At 66.9% G+C, this 14453-nt stretch carries 13 protein-coding genes; 5 read left to right on the plus strand and 8 right to left on the minus strand.

The genetic code is table 11. The features are described from left to right. Positions 1–417: 417 nt before the first annotated feature. On the plus strand, positions 418–1893 hold the full coding sequence (amn, locus tag QO207_RS06260; RefSeq protein WP_301531641.1) for an AMP nucleosidase: 1476 nt from the start codon (positions 418–420) through the stop codon (positions 1891–1893). An 82-nt stretch (positions 1894–1975) separates the two neighbouring features. Further along, positions 1976–2722 (plus strand): deoxyribose-phosphate aldolase, encoded by a 747-nt coding sequence (gene deoC, locus QO207_RS06265; protein ID WP_301531642.1) that lies wholly within the window; start codon positions 1976–1978, stop codon positions 2720–2722. Between the two features lie 117 nt (positions 2723–2839). Here deoC and QO207_RS06270 read toward each other — a convergent pair whose 3' ends face one another. Continuing rightward, positions 2840–3892: an MBL fold metallo-hydrolase gene (locus tag QO207_RS06270; protein WP_301531643.1), complete on the minus strand. Its 1053-nt coding sequence runs from the start codon at positions 3890–3892 to the stop codon at positions 2840–2842. Positions 3893–4041: 149 nt separating this feature from the next. Here QO207_RS06270 and QO207_RS06275 point away from each other — a divergent pair, with 149 nt between their 5' ends. After that, the gene (locus QO207_RS06275) at positions 4042–4608 is read left to right on the plus strand and encodes a pseudouridine synthase (RefSeq protein ID WP_301531816.1); all 567 of its coding nucleotides are present in this window, start codon (positions 4042–4044) and stop codon (positions 4606–4608) included. Positions 4609–4631: 23 nt separating this feature from the next. Here QO207_RS06275 and QO207_RS06280 read toward each other — a convergent pair whose 3' ends face one another. After that, positions 4632–4835: a DUF2788 domain-containing protein gene (locus QO207_RS06280; protein ID WP_015475469.1), complete on the minus strand. Its 204-nt coding sequence runs from the start codon at positions 4833–4835 to the stop codon at positions 4632–4634. Positions 4836–5699: 864 nt separating this feature from the next. Continuing rightward, positions 5700–6179 carry an Lrp/AsnC family transcriptional regulator gene (locus QO207_RS06285; RefSeq protein ID WP_017521771.1) on the minus strand — a complete coding sequence of 160 codons (480 nt, stop codon included), beginning with the start codon at positions 6177–6179 and terminating at the stop codon, positions 5700–5702. Between the two features lie 440 nt (positions 6180–6619). On the opposite strand from QO207_RS06285, the gene QO207_RS06290 reads away from it, so the two are divergent. Further along, positions 6620–7765: a DUF6515 family protein gene (locus QO207_RS06290; RefSeq protein ID WP_301531644.1), complete on the plus strand. Its 1146-nt coding sequence runs from the start codon at positions 6620–6622 to the stop codon at positions 7763–7765. 6 nt (positions 7766–7771) lie between these two features. Here the strand turns inward: QO207_RS06290 and QO207_RS06295 are convergent, their stop codons facing one another. From QO207_RS06295 to QO207_RS06315, 5 genes are all read right to left on the minus strand, one after another. Then, complete coding sequence (locus tag QO207_RS06295; RefSeq protein WP_301531645.1) at positions 7772–8668, minus strand: cation diffusion facilitator family transporter; 897 nt, start codon at positions 8666–8668, stop codon at positions 7772–7774. Then, positions 8668–9180 (minus strand): DinB family protein, encoded by a 513-nt coding sequence (locus tag QO207_RS06300; protein ID WP_301531646.1) that lies wholly within the window; start codon positions 9178–9180, stop codon positions 8668–8670. The genes QO207_RS06295 and QO207_RS06300 overlap by 1 nt, the downstream gene beginning before the upstream one ends. 1 nt (position 9181) lies before the next feature. Continuing rightward, positions 9182–9598 carry a polyribonucleotide nucleotidyltransferase gene (locus tag QO207_RS06305; protein WP_301531647.1) on the minus strand — a complete coding sequence of 139 codons (417 nt, stop codon included), beginning with the start codon at positions 9596–9598 and terminating at the stop codon, positions 9182–9184. A 196-nt stretch (positions 9599–9794) separates the two neighbouring features. After that, positions 9795–11237 (minus strand): TIGR01777 family oxidoreductase, encoded by a 1443-nt coding sequence (locus QO207_RS06310; RefSeq protein ID WP_301531648.1) that lies wholly within the window; start codon positions 11235–11237, stop codon positions 9795–9797. Next, a complete protein-coding gene (locus QO207_RS06315; protein WP_301531649.1) occupies positions 11234–11701 on the minus strand; it encodes a cell division protein in 468 nt (155 codons plus the stop codon). The genes QO207_RS06310 and QO207_RS06315 overlap by 4 nt, the downstream gene beginning before the upstream one ends. 189 nt (positions 11702–11890) lie before the next feature. Between QO207_RS06315 and hrpB the strand changes: the two genes are divergently transcribed. Then, positions 11891–14422 (plus strand): ATP-dependent helicase HrpB, encoded by a 2532-nt coding sequence (gene hrpB, locus QO207_RS06320; protein ID WP_301531650.1) that lies wholly within the window; start codon positions 11891–11893, stop codon positions 14420–14422. The last annotated feature ends 31 nt before the right edge of the window (positions 14423–14453 follow it).

A 14453-nucleotide genomic window follows, 5' to 3' on the forward strand; every position in this document is an offset into this window, starting at 1 on the left:
ACCCATTCGAGGAATGGATCTCCCTGCGCGACCGGCCATTGAGCGGGGCTGCATGAAATGCAGATGCACAATGGCGTGCAAAGGTGCTCGGCACCTTTACGCGCATCGCAAGACGCAAATGCGTCCGTGCTATCTCAGGCCGTCAAACCCGGCTGCGGGATTGACCGCAGCGCGGCCAATCTAGCGGCGGCACCTCGATAAACAAGACGCTTCCAGCAGCTTGGGACGACCTGACAAGCGATATAAGAAAATGGAATGCAGTCGATTCCTTTCGGCTGTCATCCGCACTCGCGGTCGCGGATTCTGTCATAGGCTTTCTTCAACCCTTCCGCTCATCCTGCCAGCGCGGAATCTGTCATCCCTTTCTGTGACGGAAGCAGGCAAGATGGAGCTGATCGTTCAGACAGGATGCCCACCATGACGCAATCGACCGGTGACGAGTTCTTCGTCGCCCAGACCGCCGAAGAGGCCGTCGATCAACTGGCCGTGCTGCACGAGCGCGCCACCGGCGCTCTAAGGCAGGCGCTCAAGCAGTACCTGAAGGACCGCGAAGTTCCCGACGCGCATCAGCGCGAACAATTCCGCTACCCGCTGCTGCGGGTGACCTACCTGTGCCAGGGCGAAGTGCCCTCGACCACCCGCGCCTACGCCAAGGTCCAGGTGCCCGGCACCTACGCCGTGACCATCACCCAGCCCAAGGCCTTCCGCAAATACCTGCTGGAGCAGCTGCGCCCGCTGATGGAGGACTTCACCGTGCGGGTGGAAGTCGGCGTCAGCGCGCAGAACATTCCGTACCCCTACGTGGTGGAAGGCGGCGACGAGCTGGGTGGCTCGGGGGTGACCGCCGCCGAGCTGGCGCGGGTGTTCCCCAGCACCGATCTGTCGGCTACCTCCGACGGTGTTGCCGACGGCCTGTACGAATGGGAGAACGCCGACCCGATGCCGCTGGCGCTGTTCGATGCCGCGCGCACCGACTTCTCGCTGCGCCGCATGGTGCATTACACCGGCAGCGACTGGCGCCACGTGCAGCCGTGGATCCTGCTGACCAACTACCACCGCTACGTCGACCAGTTCATCCACCTGGGCCTGGAGCGCCTGCGCGATGACCCGCGCTTCGTGCGCATGGTCCTGCCGGGTAACGTGATCATCGAGCGCGGCACCGACGAGGGTGAGGCCAACGCCATCGTCGCCAGCGTCGAGTGGCACCGCTTCCAGATGCCCGCCTACCACCTGCAAGCCGAAGATGGCGACGGTGTGACCCTGGTGAACATCGGCGTCGGGCCGTCCAACGCGAAGAACATCACCGACCACCTCGCCGTGCTGCGTCCGCACTGCTGGCTGATGGTCGGCCACTGCGGCGGCCTGCGTCAGTCGCAGACCATCGGCGACTACGTGCTGGCCCACGCCTACATGCGCCGCGACGGCATTCTCGACCGCGTGTTGCCGCCGCACATCCCGATCCCGGCGCTGGCCGAGGTGCAGCTGGCGCTGCAGGAAGCCGCCGCGCTGGTGACCGGCGAGCGCGGCGACCAGCTCAAGCGGCGCCTGCGTACTGGCACCGTGCTGACCTACGACGACCGCAACTGGGAGCTGCACTGGGCCCAGGAGCGCCCGCTGATCAACCTGGCGCGGGCGATTGCGGTGGACATGGAGAGCGGCACCATCGCTGCCCAGGGTTACCGCCTGCGGGTGCCTTACGGCACGCTGCTGTGCGTGTCGGACAAACCGCTGCACAGCGAGATCAAGCTGCCCGGCGCCGCCACGGCCTTCTACCAGCGCGCGGTGAGCCAGCACCTGTCCATCGGCGTTGCCGCCGTCGACCTGCTGCGCACCCAGCTCAACTCGCTGCACTCGCGCAAGCTGCGCAGCTTCGACGAGCCGCCGTTCCGCTGATCTGCGACAGGGCGCGGAGCGCCTGCCGGGGCGATGGTGATCGCCCTGGCTGCCTGACGAAAGCCGATGGAGAGTGTTGCCGATGACCGATCCTCGCAAGACCCCGGCGGGCCGCGTGCTCGCCCTGCTGGACCTGACTTCGCTGAATGCCGGCGATGACCTGCAAAGCACCGTGGACCTCTGCCGTCGCGCGCTGACACCCTATGGCGAAGTCGCGGCGGTGTGCGTGTGGCCGAAGCTGACCCACGTTGCCCGGCGCACGTTGAACACCCTGGGCGGGCGCGGCGTGAAGGTTGCCAGCGTATGCAACTTCCCCGGCGGCGACGCGCTGCTGGCCGATGTGGTGGAAGAGGTACGCAAGACCCTCGCCGAGGGCGCCGACGAGATCGATCTGGTCTATCCCTGGCGCAAGCTCAAGGCCGGCCAGGACACCGGTGCGGTGGAGCTGATCCGTGCCTGCAAGACGCTCTGCGGGCCGTACCACCGGCTCAAGGTGATCCTGGAAACCGGCGAGCTGGCCGACCCGGAATTGATCCGCACGGCCTGCCGCGAAGCCATCGCCGGCGGCGCCGACTTCCTCAAGACCAGTACCGGCAAGGCGGCGGTGAATGCCACCCCCGAAGCGGTGCAGGTGATGCTCGAAACCATCCAGGAGGAGGGCGGCAAGGTCGGCCTGAAAGTTTCCGGTGGGCTGCGCACGCTGGCCGATGCGCTGGCCTATCGGGCGTTGGTGGAGGAGCGTTTCGGCGCAGCCTGGGTGACCCCGGAGCACCTGCGCTTTGGTGCTTCGGCGCTGCTGGACGATTTGCTGCGCGAGCTCTCGGCCTGACTTTGCCGGTAGCGCGATCTTCCGAAGTGACGGCGCTGGCGCCGACCAATCGCGGACGAAGTCCGCTCCTACCCAGTGCCGACCGTAGGAGCGGACTTTGTCCGCGATGGCTTGTTTCTACAGGGAAGCGTCCGGCATCGGTGGAACCAGCCACTGCTCGCCCGGCTTGGGCGCGCGGAAACGCTCCGCCGCCACGCCCCGTTGCTGCAGCGCCGCTGCCAGGTCGCTGACCGGGGTGAACTGCCCTTCGTCGCTCAGGCGGAAGGTGCCGAAGTGGATCGCCATGCTGCACTGCGAATCGAGGTGCTGGTGCGCCTGCACCGCGTCGTCCGGGTTCATGTGGTGGTGGCGCATGAACCAGCGCGGTTCGTAGGCGCCGATGGGCAGGGCGGCGAAACGCATCGGGCCGAAGCGCTGGTGCATCAGGCCGAACTCCTCGCCCAGGCCGGTATCGCCGGGGAACAGCAGCGGGCCGTCCGGCGACTCCAGCACGAAGCCCATCCACAGCGTGCGGTTGGTATCGCGCCGCGAGCGTGCCGACCAGTGCTGCGCCGGCACGCCGGTCAGCAGCATGCCTTCGGGCATCGGCAGGCTCTGCCACCAGTCCAGCTCAGCCACATCATCGAAGCCGCAGGCGCGGATCAGCTCGCCGTTGCCCAGGCCGGTCACTACCTTGGCCGCCGGGAAACGCCGCGCCAGTTCGCGCAGGCTGTGGATATCCAGGTGGTCGTAGTGGTTGTGGCTGACCAGGATCAGGTTGATCGGCGGCAGCTCGTCCAGCGCCAGGCCCGGCGGATGCACGCGCTTGGGGCCGACGAAGCTGAACGGGCTGGGGCGCTCGCACCAGAGCGGGTCGGTGAGGATGTTCAGGCCGCGGTGCTGGATCAGCAGGGTGGCGTGGTTGATGTAGGTGACGCGCAGTTCGTCGCCTTCGACGCGTGCCGGTGTCTCTGCACGGGCGTCGCGGCCGGGCTGGGCCAGCCACTCCTGCTGGCGGCCGCGTTCGCGCTGCCACTTGAGGAAGGCGCGCAGGCCGTTGTGTGGCTGACGGTCGAGGTTGTGGAAGCGGGCGCCGTCGAAGTGTGCGCTCTGCGGGCCGCGATAACGCGCGCCGATGCGGCCGCTGAGGTTCTGCAAGGTGATCAGCCAGGTGGGGTGGCTCATGGGCATGCTTGCCTGCTATTGCAGTGGGGACTCGGCACAACCTAGCATGCCGGGCATTCGCTTCACCCCCATCCTCGGTTACCAGTCTTTTCGCCATGCCTCGTCCTCCGCGCCCAGCCAATCGCCGTCCCACCGCCCGCCCCGCGCCGCGCCGCGTGGCCAAGGCGCCGCCGGCGCAACCGAAACTGATTGTGCTGAACAAGCCGTTCGACGTGCTGACGCAGTTCAACGACACCGACGGCCGCGCGACGCTGAAGGACTTCGTCGATGTGCCGGGCGTCTACCCGGCCGGTCGCCTGGACCGCGACAGCGAGGGCCTGCTGCTGCTGACCAACGACGGCCGCCTGCAGGCGCGCATTGCCGATCCGAAGCACAAGCTGCCGAAGACCTATTGGGTGCAGGTAGAGGGCGAGCCGAGCGACGAACAACTCGACCAGCTGCGCAAGGGCGTGCAACTCAATGACGGCCCGACGCTGCCGGCCGAGGCGCGGCGACTGGATGAGCCGCAGCTATGGGAGCGCGACCCGCCGGTGCGCTTCCGCAAGTCGGTGCCCACGGCCTGGCTGGAACTGGTGATCCGCGAAGGGCGCAACCGCCAGGTGCGGCGGATGACGGCGGCCGTCGGCCTGCCCACGCTGCGCCTGGTGCGCGTGCGCATCGGGCCGTGGCAGCTGGATGGGCTGCAGCCGGGACAGTGGCGGGAAGTCAGCCCCGAGCTTTGAATCTCGGGGGGGGGGCGTTGGCGTCAGAAGCCGCCTTCGAGCCCGGCGACGACCACGGACTTGATCAGGAAGCCGAGTACGCCCAGGCCCAGTGCGAAGAACAGCACCATGGTGCCCATGCGGCCGGCCTTGGACTTCTTGGCGAGGTCCCAGACGATGAAGGCCATGAACAGGATCAGGCCGGTCACCAGGCCATACATCATCCAGTCTTCGAAACTTTCGTTCATTACAGCTCCTGCCCGGTGCGGAGGTTGTCCGAGGGACGCCGGGGCGCGGTGGTGGTGAAGAAGGCGCGCATTATACGCATGCGGCGCTTGGTCGTTCAGAGCCGTTCATAAAATGATCAGTTCCTGCTGAGGGATGGGCGGATTGCCCCGGAAATTGCCGCGGCGCGCCGGCTGGCGGGGGAAATCTGCGGTATCGATTTCGTTTGACGGGAGGCGGGGTGCGGTGCTGTGTCGCAGGAGGTGTTTTCGTCAAAGCGGGGCTGCGTTCTGTCTGGGTGTACTGCGTCGCTTTGGAGTACGCGCGGACTTCTGGTTTCGCCCCCTCGGGCGACCTACTTTGGCAAACGCCCCAAAGTAGGCAAAGGTCTTGCCCCGGACATCCGGTTTTTCGCCTAGGCGAAAAATTCCCTCGTTGAAGCGCAGTTTCAGGGGCACGCCGCGAAGGGCCATCCCTGGCCCATCGCGGCTCTCGCGACATCCATGTCGCTCAACCCCTGAAACTGCGCTTCAACGAGGCCTCCTGAACGGGGCAGTCGGAGTGTGCGGATGTTTCTCTGGAAGACTTTCGAGCCAAAGCCAAAGCCAAAGCCAAAGCCAAAGCCAAAGCCAAAGCCAAAGCCAAAGCCAAAGCCAAAGCCAAAGCCAAAGCCAAAGCCAAAGCTGGATCGACGTAGGTGGGCTCTTCGTAGGAGCGAGCTTGCTCGCGAACCGCATGGCACAGGTATTCCTCTGTAGGAGCGGACCTTGTCCGCGAAATCCATCGCGGATGAGTCCGCACCTACAGAGAGCACATTGGGCACGGCGCGTGCGTAGGAGCGGACTCCGTCCGCGATTGGCTCGGCATCGCGCGGATCGTGAGCAGGCTCAGACCCGCAAGTGATCCAGCGGCAACTCGGTACTCGCCATCACATTGCGCAGCACGAAGCTCGACCGCACGCTGGTCACACCTTCGATACGGGTCAGCGTACCGAGCAGGAAGTGCTGGTAATGTTCCATGTCCGGCACCATCACCTTGAGCTGGTAGTCCGCGTCCATCCCGGTGACCAGGCTGCATTCCAGCACCTCGGGGCACTTGCCGATGATCTGCTGGAAGTGCTCGAAACGCTCCGGCGTGTGCCGGTCCATGCCGATCAGCACGAAAGCGGTGAGGCTCAGGCCCAGCTTCTTGCTGTCCAGCAGGGCGACCTGGCGGACGATGTAGCCGTCGTCTTCCAGTTGCTTGACCCGCCGCGAGCAGGGCGAGGGCGACAGGCCGATGCGTTCGGCCAGTTCCTGGTTGGAGATGCGCGCGTCGCGTTGCAGTTCGGCAAGAATTCGCAGGTCGTAGCGGTCCAGCTTGTCCATGAAAGCCTCGTATTTCAATTTAATTGCGCTTGTGGCGTAATTTTTAGGTATTTGTTGCTCAGGTGGTGCCTGTATGAGCAATCTTAGCAATCATTTCCCCGCGTTGTCGCCGTACTATTTCTTCCAGATTCACAGCCCGGACATCACGTCCCCTGCGATCCGCCCAATCAGGCGCTTCGCGGCCCGCCGACCCCACAGGATCGCGCCGGCCACCGGGCTACGCACTGCCCAGAAGGCGGAGCGAGGTGAGCCGGCGCCAACAGCGACGAGCAGGACGAGATTCCGAAAGGGAGGCTGACGAGCCTCCCTTTTTTCTTGCCCGCGATTTGCCCTCCCATCTTTACCCTGACTTTACCCAGCGCCTTGCAATGCGGGCGTTTCGCCGTGGTCTATGGCATTGTCACATCACTGTTTTCGGCCTGCGCCGAAGTGAGGAATCCATGAAGTCGGGCATCTGGCAGTTCGCCTCGTTTGCAGTGCTTTCGCTGGCGCTGGCCGTGCAGACGGCCACGGCCGCCGGTTTTGGCGGGGCGGAGGTGCAGGGCGGGCAGGGGCAACAGCAGCCCGGCCAGGGCGGCGGCCAGGGGCGGCCGTCCGGTGGCTCGAACAATTCCGGGCACGGTAACTCGGGCAACCAGGGCAATTCCGGCGGGGGCAAGTTCGGCTCCCACGAGGTGCCGGGCAATTCCGGTGGCGGCTGGCAGGGGCGTCCGCCCGGTGGCGGGAATAACGGCGGCCAATGGCAGGGTCGTCCGCCCAGCGGTGGCAACAACAATGGCCAATGGCAGGGCCATCCCCCAGGCAACAACGGCAACAACAACGGCCAGTGGCAAGGTCGCCCTCCGGGCGGCAACGACAATGGTCATGGCCGGCCGCCGGGCCAGAATGGCGGCAACCAGTGGCAGGGTGGCCAGGGGCGTCCGCCGGGGTATGGCGACAGCCAGTGGCAGAACCGCCCGCCGGCCAACAACGGCCATAACGATGGCGGCAAGTTCGGCTCCCACGAGGTGCGCCCACCGTCCGGCAACTGGCAGGGTCGACCGCCGCCCCAGGGCAACTGGGGGCCGCATCCGTCCTACTGGCGTCCCGGCTATGTGGTGAACAGCATGCCGCCGGGGCATTACCGCGTGCCCTATCGCGGCAGCGACTATTTCTTCAACGACGGCTACTGGTATCGCCCCTATGGCGGGCGCTACGTGGTGGTGACGCCGCCCTACGGCGTGCGTGTGCGCTACCTGCCGTCCTACGCGGAGCAGGTGTGGATCGGCAGCATCGGCTACTTCCTCGCCGCCGGCACCTACTACCTGTGGCAGGCCGGCTCGCAGGACTATGAAGTGGTGGCACCGCCGCAGCAGCCGCAACCGGTTGCCGTGGCGCAGACGGGCTACGACGTGATCGCCTACCCCATGTACAACCAGGGGCCGGACCAGCAGGCCCGCGATCGTTACGAATGCCATGGCTGGGCGGTGCAGCAGAGTGGTTTCGACCCGGCCTCGGCAAGCTATGCGCCGCCGGCCTACGTCGCCGACAACTACCGCCGCGCGCTGGCCGCGTGCCTGAGCGGGCGCGGCTACAGCGTCAACTGACGCTCACTAGCTGATGGTTTCCTTGCCCACCACTTCCTGCGGGTCGGCGTGCACCAGCACCTCGGCCCGCGGGAATTCCTTGTGGATTGCCAGCACCGCTTCGTCGCACAGGTGATGCGCCTTCGACAGTGACAGCTCGCCGGGCAGCTCCAGGTGCAGCTGGACGAACCAGTGGGTGCCGGAAATCCGCGTGCGCAGGTCGTGGGCGCCGAGCACGCCGGGTACCTCGCGCACCAGTTCGAGCATGCGCGTGCTGACGTCCGGCGGCAGTTCCTCGTCCATCAGCACGGCAACCGATTCGCGGGCGATCTGGAACGAACTCCAGAGGATGTAGAGGGCGATGCCCAGGCCGAAGAAGGCGTCCATCTGGTGCCAGCCGAACTGCGCCAGCAACAGGGCGACCAGGATGCTGCTGTTGAGCAGCAGGTCGGAGCGGTAGTGCAGCGAGTCGGCGCGGATGGCGTTGGAGCCGGTGATCTTCACCACGTAGCCCTGCACCGCCAGCAGGCCGGCGGTGAGCACCAACGACAGGATCATCACCGCGATGCCCCAGCCGACGGCTTCCACCGGCTCGGGGTGCTGCAGGCGGTCGATGGCCTGGGCGCCGATCAGCACGGCGCTGACCGCGATGAACAGCGCCTGGGCCAGCCCCGACAGCGATTCCGCCTTGCCGTGGCCGTAGCGGTGGTCGTCGTCCGCCGGGCGGATGGCGTAGTGCACCGCCAGCAGGTTGAGGAAGGAGGCGGCGCCGTCGAGCAGCGAATCGGTGAGGCCGGCCAGCAGGCTGACCGAGCCGCTGAGCCACCAGGCGATGGCCTTGGCTACCACCAGGGTAATGGCGACGCCGAGCGACGCAAAAGTCGCCAGCCGCATCAGATGGGCGTGGCTGGCGTGCTTGAGCATCAGGTTTCCAGGCGGTTGGGCAGGAAGTAGATGTAGTCCAGCAGCGGCGCCTTCTGGCCCAGTGCGGTGAGCGCGGCGCTCATCTGCCCTCGGTGGTGGGTGCCGTGATTGACCAGGTGCTGGACGATATTGGCCAGGGTCTGGCGATGTTGCTGTCCGGCCATGTTGCGGTAGTCCAGCTGGGTGCCGAGGGTGGCGTCGCTCTGCTTGCTCAGCCACAGGCGCCAGGCGCCGACCCCGTCGTTGATGAAGTCGCCGAGGCCGGCGCGATCCGGCGCGGCCTCGGCGTCGAGCCGTTCGAACTGCCAGGGCTCTCGCTGCACACGGGCGAACCAGATGCGATCGACCACCGCGAGGTGGTTGAGGGTGCCGTGCAGGCTGTCGAAGAACAGCCCGCGCGGTGCGCGGTAGGCCTCTTCATCCAGTGGCGCGACGGCCTCCAGGATGCGTTCGTAGGCCCACTGGTGGTACGCCAGGAGTTGTTGCAGGTGTGAAACGAGAGCGCCGTGCATATCAGGCCTCCGGGCGCAGGCCCAGGCTGGCGAGTTGTTGGAGGTCGCCGCTGCGCTGGATCAGACGCGGATCATCCAAGGGCAGCTTGCGGCCGGTTTCCCGTTCAAGGATGGCCTTGAGTTTAGCCTTGTCCACGGTGCCGTCTTCACTCACCGCATCCTTGAGTTTTTCCGGCGCGACCGAGTACTTCGCATCGGGCAGGTAGATCGCGCCGGTGGCGAAGTCTACGCCGAAGGCGATCAGGCCCGGGATGATGTAGAACAACAGACCGATGGCGTCGAAGGCGACGACCGCCGGGTCGATGCGGCCGTCGATCTGGCCGCGACGATCGGGGTAGAACAGGGTGCCGCAAGCGGTCAGCTGGCTGAACAGGGCGGCGCTCAGAACGGCACAGGACACTCGGGTGGCAAGACGCATGGAAAACCTCCGGGAGGATGATGCGGACAACTATATCAACGAGTCCTGAAGCGCTGCTGGCAGATTCGCACTAGTCAGCGTTCTCGTTGCTTCTATGACTGCCGAGTTGGCATCGCGGTTCGCCTGCCATGGTCGTCGCAGCCCGCGTAGTCCGCATTACCGTCCTGTGACCTTTGTCTTCCGCTGCTGCACGCCTTCAGGCCAGGTCGTGCAGGGCGGTATCCAGCGTGGCGAAGCGGAAGACAAAGCCGGCTTCGGCCAGGCGCCGCGGAACGACCCGTTGGCCGTCGAGGAACAATTCGGCCATTTCTCCCGCCAGTCTGCGCATCGGTCTCTCAGGTATGTGCAGCCAGACCGGCCGCCTGAGCTGCCGGCCGGCCTGCTCGGCGAATTCGCTCTGGGTGACTGCTTCGGGGGCCACGAGGTTGTAGGTCCCTTGCAGTTGTTCATCCTCGAAGCAGCGGGCGAATACTCGCAGTACGTCGTCGATGTGTATCCAGCTGAGGACCTGATGGCCATTGCCTATCCGCCCGCCAAGCCCAAGTCGGAAGGGCAGCAGCAAGGCCACCAGTGGGCCACCTGGACCCAGCACCACGCCCAGGCGCAATACCACCTGGCGTATCCCCTGGGCGCGGACCGGCTGAGCCGATGCTTCCCAGCGCGAGCAGAGTTCGGTCATGAATCCCTGCCCCTGGAGCGCGTCTTCATCCAGTTGCTCCTCCGGGGGGCGCACGCCGTAGAAGCCGATGGCCGATGCCTGGATCCATAGCGCCGGCTTGTGCGGCGTGCTGTTCAACCAGTGCAGCAGCGCCTGGGTTACACCGACGCGGCTGGCCAGCAGTTGTTCCTGCCGCCGAGCCGTCCATCGAGGACCTGCGACCGGCGCACCCGCCAGGTTGATCACCCCATCGAAGAGGTCGAACTGGCCCAGTTGCTCCAGGGAGCCGACACAGCGCGCACGCCCGGCAAACTGATAGGCCGCCTTGACCGGGTCGCGAGCCAGCAGGGTGATCTGGTGGCCGCTGTCGAGCAGCTGGTTGACCAGGAGCTCGCCGATGAACCCGGTGCCGCCGGTGACCAGCACGCGCCGAGGCGTGCTGCCGAGGAACGGATTGTCCGGACTGGCCCGCCGCTTCAGCTTCAGGGCGGCCAGCGCGTCGCGGATTCCGGAAGCGATGACACCGAGCGCGGCGAGGGTCAGCAGCCAGCCGCGCCATCCCGAATCGATGGATACCAGCGCCGTCGGTTGCTCCGCCCACTGCAGCAACTGCAGGCCGTAGACGGCAAGGAAGGCGCCGCCGTTGATCGCCAGCACGGTATGCATCACACGTTCGAGCGGCGGCAGTTTGCGGGTCCGGTCCTCCACCGTGAAATCCCACAGGGTCAGGACGATCTCCAGCGCGAACAGCAGCGCCACGACCAGCGACCAGTTGCCGTGGAAGCCCAGGTGAGCGATACCCAGGAACAGCACGCCATAGATGCAGGCGCGCWCAGCATGGATCGACAGCTCCAGCCTGGCGGCGCGCCGGTAGGGCAGCGCTACCGTCAGCTCGTGGTGGTAAACCACATCCAGGGCGCCGAGAAGCGCCTGGATGATCAGCAGGGTCAACGCCCAGTCCAGCAGGGACAGTTCGGTCATGGTGCAGGCTCTTGCAGATTGGAAGCTCGGTCATGCCAGTACAGCCAGAGCAGCGGCGGTAGCAGCACCAGCAACGCGACCAGATCGGCGCCCAGATGCGACCAGATTTCGTGGCGTGCGGAAATCAGCATGTCCTGCGGCGCCCAGAGGAGGACGCCGGCGCCGATCCCGGCCCAGGCCATCGGCGCGCGCAGACGGTTGCCCAGGTGGACCAGTGCCAGCATGAAGATCGAATAGCTCTGCAGGGTGGCGCCGAACAGCGCGATCCACCAGATCTGTTGCTCGCGGGCCGGCGGCGGGGCGGCACCGGGCCAGAAGGCGCTTTCCAGTGTGCTCAGGTAGTGGTCGAGGAGGCCCGAATGGCCCGCCCAGGTCAGCGTCAGGCTGACCAGCAGGTGAACCAGGGCGATCAGATAGAGCCAGCCAACCAGCCAGCTGCGGAGCTTTCGTGGGGTGCCTTGCATGCCTGTTCCATGGCCGACTCTGATTGGCAGACTCTAGCTGCTTCTCCCTCCAGCTGTTGTGCACTGCCACCACAATAATGGCAAGTGGCCTTGTCGCGGCGATCAGGTCGCGGCAGTCAGACCGTGGGGCCGGGCTATGGGGGCCGAGCGGCGAGGCGGTTATACTCCGCGGCCATTCCGGGGGGCGCCATGAAATCACTGCCGATCGACGATGTTCTGCCGCTCCTGCGCCAGGCCCTGGCCGAGCGCCACGAGGTGGTGCTCGAAGCGCCGCCCGGCGCCGGCAAGACCACCCGCGTGCCACTGGCGCTGCTGGACGAGGCGTGGCTGGCCGGGCAGTCGATCCTGATGCTGGAGCCGCGCCGGCTGGCCGCCCGCGCTGCCGCCGAAAGGCTGGCCGCGGAGCTGGGCGAGAAGGTCGGCGAGACCGTTGGCTACCGCATTCGCCTGGACAGCAGGGTTGGCCCGAAGACCCGCATCGAAGTGGTCACCGAGGGCATCCTCGCCCGCCGCCTGCAGGACGACCCGGCGCTGGAAGGCGTGGGGCTGGTGATCTTCGACGAATTCCACGAGCGCTCCCTGGATGCTGATCTCGCGCTGGCGCTGACCCTCAACGGCCGCGCGCTGCTGCGTGACGAGCCGGCGCTGAAGGTGCTGGTGATGTCGGCGACGCTGGAGGGCGAGCGGCTCTCCGCCTTGCTCGACGATGCGCCGGTGGTGCGCAGCGAGGGCCGCATGTTCCCGGTGGATATCCGCTGGGGCCGGCCGTGGCAGGCCGGCGAGTTCATCGAGCCGCGCGTGGTGCAGACGGTGCAGCAGGCGCTGGCCGACGAGCCCGGCAGCCTGCTGGTGTTCCTGCCCGGCCAGGCGGAGATTCGCCGCGTTGCCGAGCAACTGGGCGAGGCGCTGGCAGGCCGCCCCGAAATACTCATCTGCCCGCTGCACGGCGAACTCGACCTCGACGCCCAGCGCGCCGCCATCGAGCCTGCGCCGGTCGGCAAGCGCAAGGTGGTGCTGGCGACCAACCTCGCCGAGACCAGCCTGACCATCGACGGCGTGCGCGTCGTGGTGGACGCCGGGCTGGCGCGGGTGCCGCGCTTCGATCCGGGCAGCGGCATGACCCGCCTGGACACCCAGCGCATCTCCCGTGCTTCGGCCACCCAGCGCGCCGGCCGTGCCGGGCGCCTGGAGCCGGGCGCCTGCTACCGCCTGTGGTCCGAGGCGCAGCACGATCAGCTGCCGGCCTATGGCGCGGCGGAAATCCTCCAGGCCGACCTCGCCGGCCTCTCCCTGCAACTGGCGCGCTGGGGCGTCGCGCCGCAGGAGCTGGCCTGGCTCGACCTGCCCCCGGCCGCCGCTTATGCACAGGCCCAGGACCTGCTGGAGCGCCTTGGCGCGCTGGCTTCCCGCACTGGTGGCGGCAGCCTCACCCCCCATGGCCAGGCGATGGCTGAAGTGCCGGCGCACCCGCGCATCGCCCATCTGCTGCTGCGCGGCCATGCGCTGGGGTTGGGGCAGTTGGCTTGCGATCTCGCCGCGCTGTTGGGCGAGCGCGACATCCTGCGCGGTAACGACGCCGACCTGCACCACCGCATCGCCCTGCTGGCCGGCGAGCAGAACGGCCCGCGCGCCAGCCGCGGCGCGGTGCAGCGGGTTCGCCAGCTGGCGCGACAGTTCAAGGGCTACCTGCGTGGCCCGGCCCGCGAGCCGGTTGCCGACCCGGATCATCCGCGCTGGCTGGGCGGCCTGCTGGCTTTCGCCTATCCGGATCGCATCGCCCGTCAGCGTCGTGCCGGTGGCGGGGAATATCGTCTCGCCAATGGCCGTGCCGCGCTGTTCGGCGAGCCGGATGCGCTGATGAAGGAAGGCTGGCTGGTGATCGCTGATCTGGGCAGCCGCCAGGGCCAGCGCGAGGAGCGCATCTATCTGGCGGCGGCGCTGGAGCCGGCACTGTTCGAGACGATCCTCGCCGAGCAGGTCAGCGTCCACGGCGAGCTGGAGTGGGATGAGCGCGAAGGCGTGCTGCGCGCGGAGCGTCAGCGCAAGGTCGGCGAGCTGGTGCTGTCCACCGAGGCGCTACCCAACCTCGACGCCGAGGCCCGCAGCCGTGCACTGCTCGGCCTGGTGCGACGCAAGGGCCTGGAGTTGCTGCCGTGGACGCCTGAGCTGCGCCAGTGGCAAGCGCGTATTGCCCTGCTGCGCCGGCTCGATCTGGAAGGCAAGGGCGAGAGCGAGTGGCCGGACGTCAGCGACGCTGCCTTGCTGGCTTCGCTGGAGGACTGGCTGCTGCCGTACCTGGGCAAGGTCTCGCGGCTGTCGCACTTCGCCAACCTGGAACTGAGCGGGATTCTCCACGCGCTGCTGCCCTGGCCACTGCCGCAACGGCTGGATGAGCTGGCGCCGCGCACTTTGCAGGTACCGTCCGGCTCCAACATCCGCCTGGATTACAGCGAGTTCCCGCCGGTGCTGGCGGTGCGTCTGCAGGAGCTGTTCGGCCTGGCCGATACGCCGCGCATTGCCGGTGGGCGGGTGGCAGTGAAGCTGCACCTGCTGTCCCCGGCGCAGCGGCCAGTGCAGGTGACCCAGGACCTGGCCAACTTCTGGCGCAGTACCTATGCGGAAGTGAAGAAGGACCTCAAGGGGCGCTATCCGAAGCACTACTGGCCGGACGATCCGCTGATCGCCGAACCGACGGCGCGGGCCAAGCCGCGCAAGACCTGATCGCGGAGAGGGCTGGTTCTTGTAGGAGCGG

The sequence above is a fragment of the Pseudomonas sp. CAN1 genome (assembly GCF_030462585.1).
In the GTDB taxonomy this organism is placed as follows: Bacteria; Pseudomonadota; Gammaproteobacteria; order Pseudomonadales; family Pseudomonadaceae; genus Pseudomonas.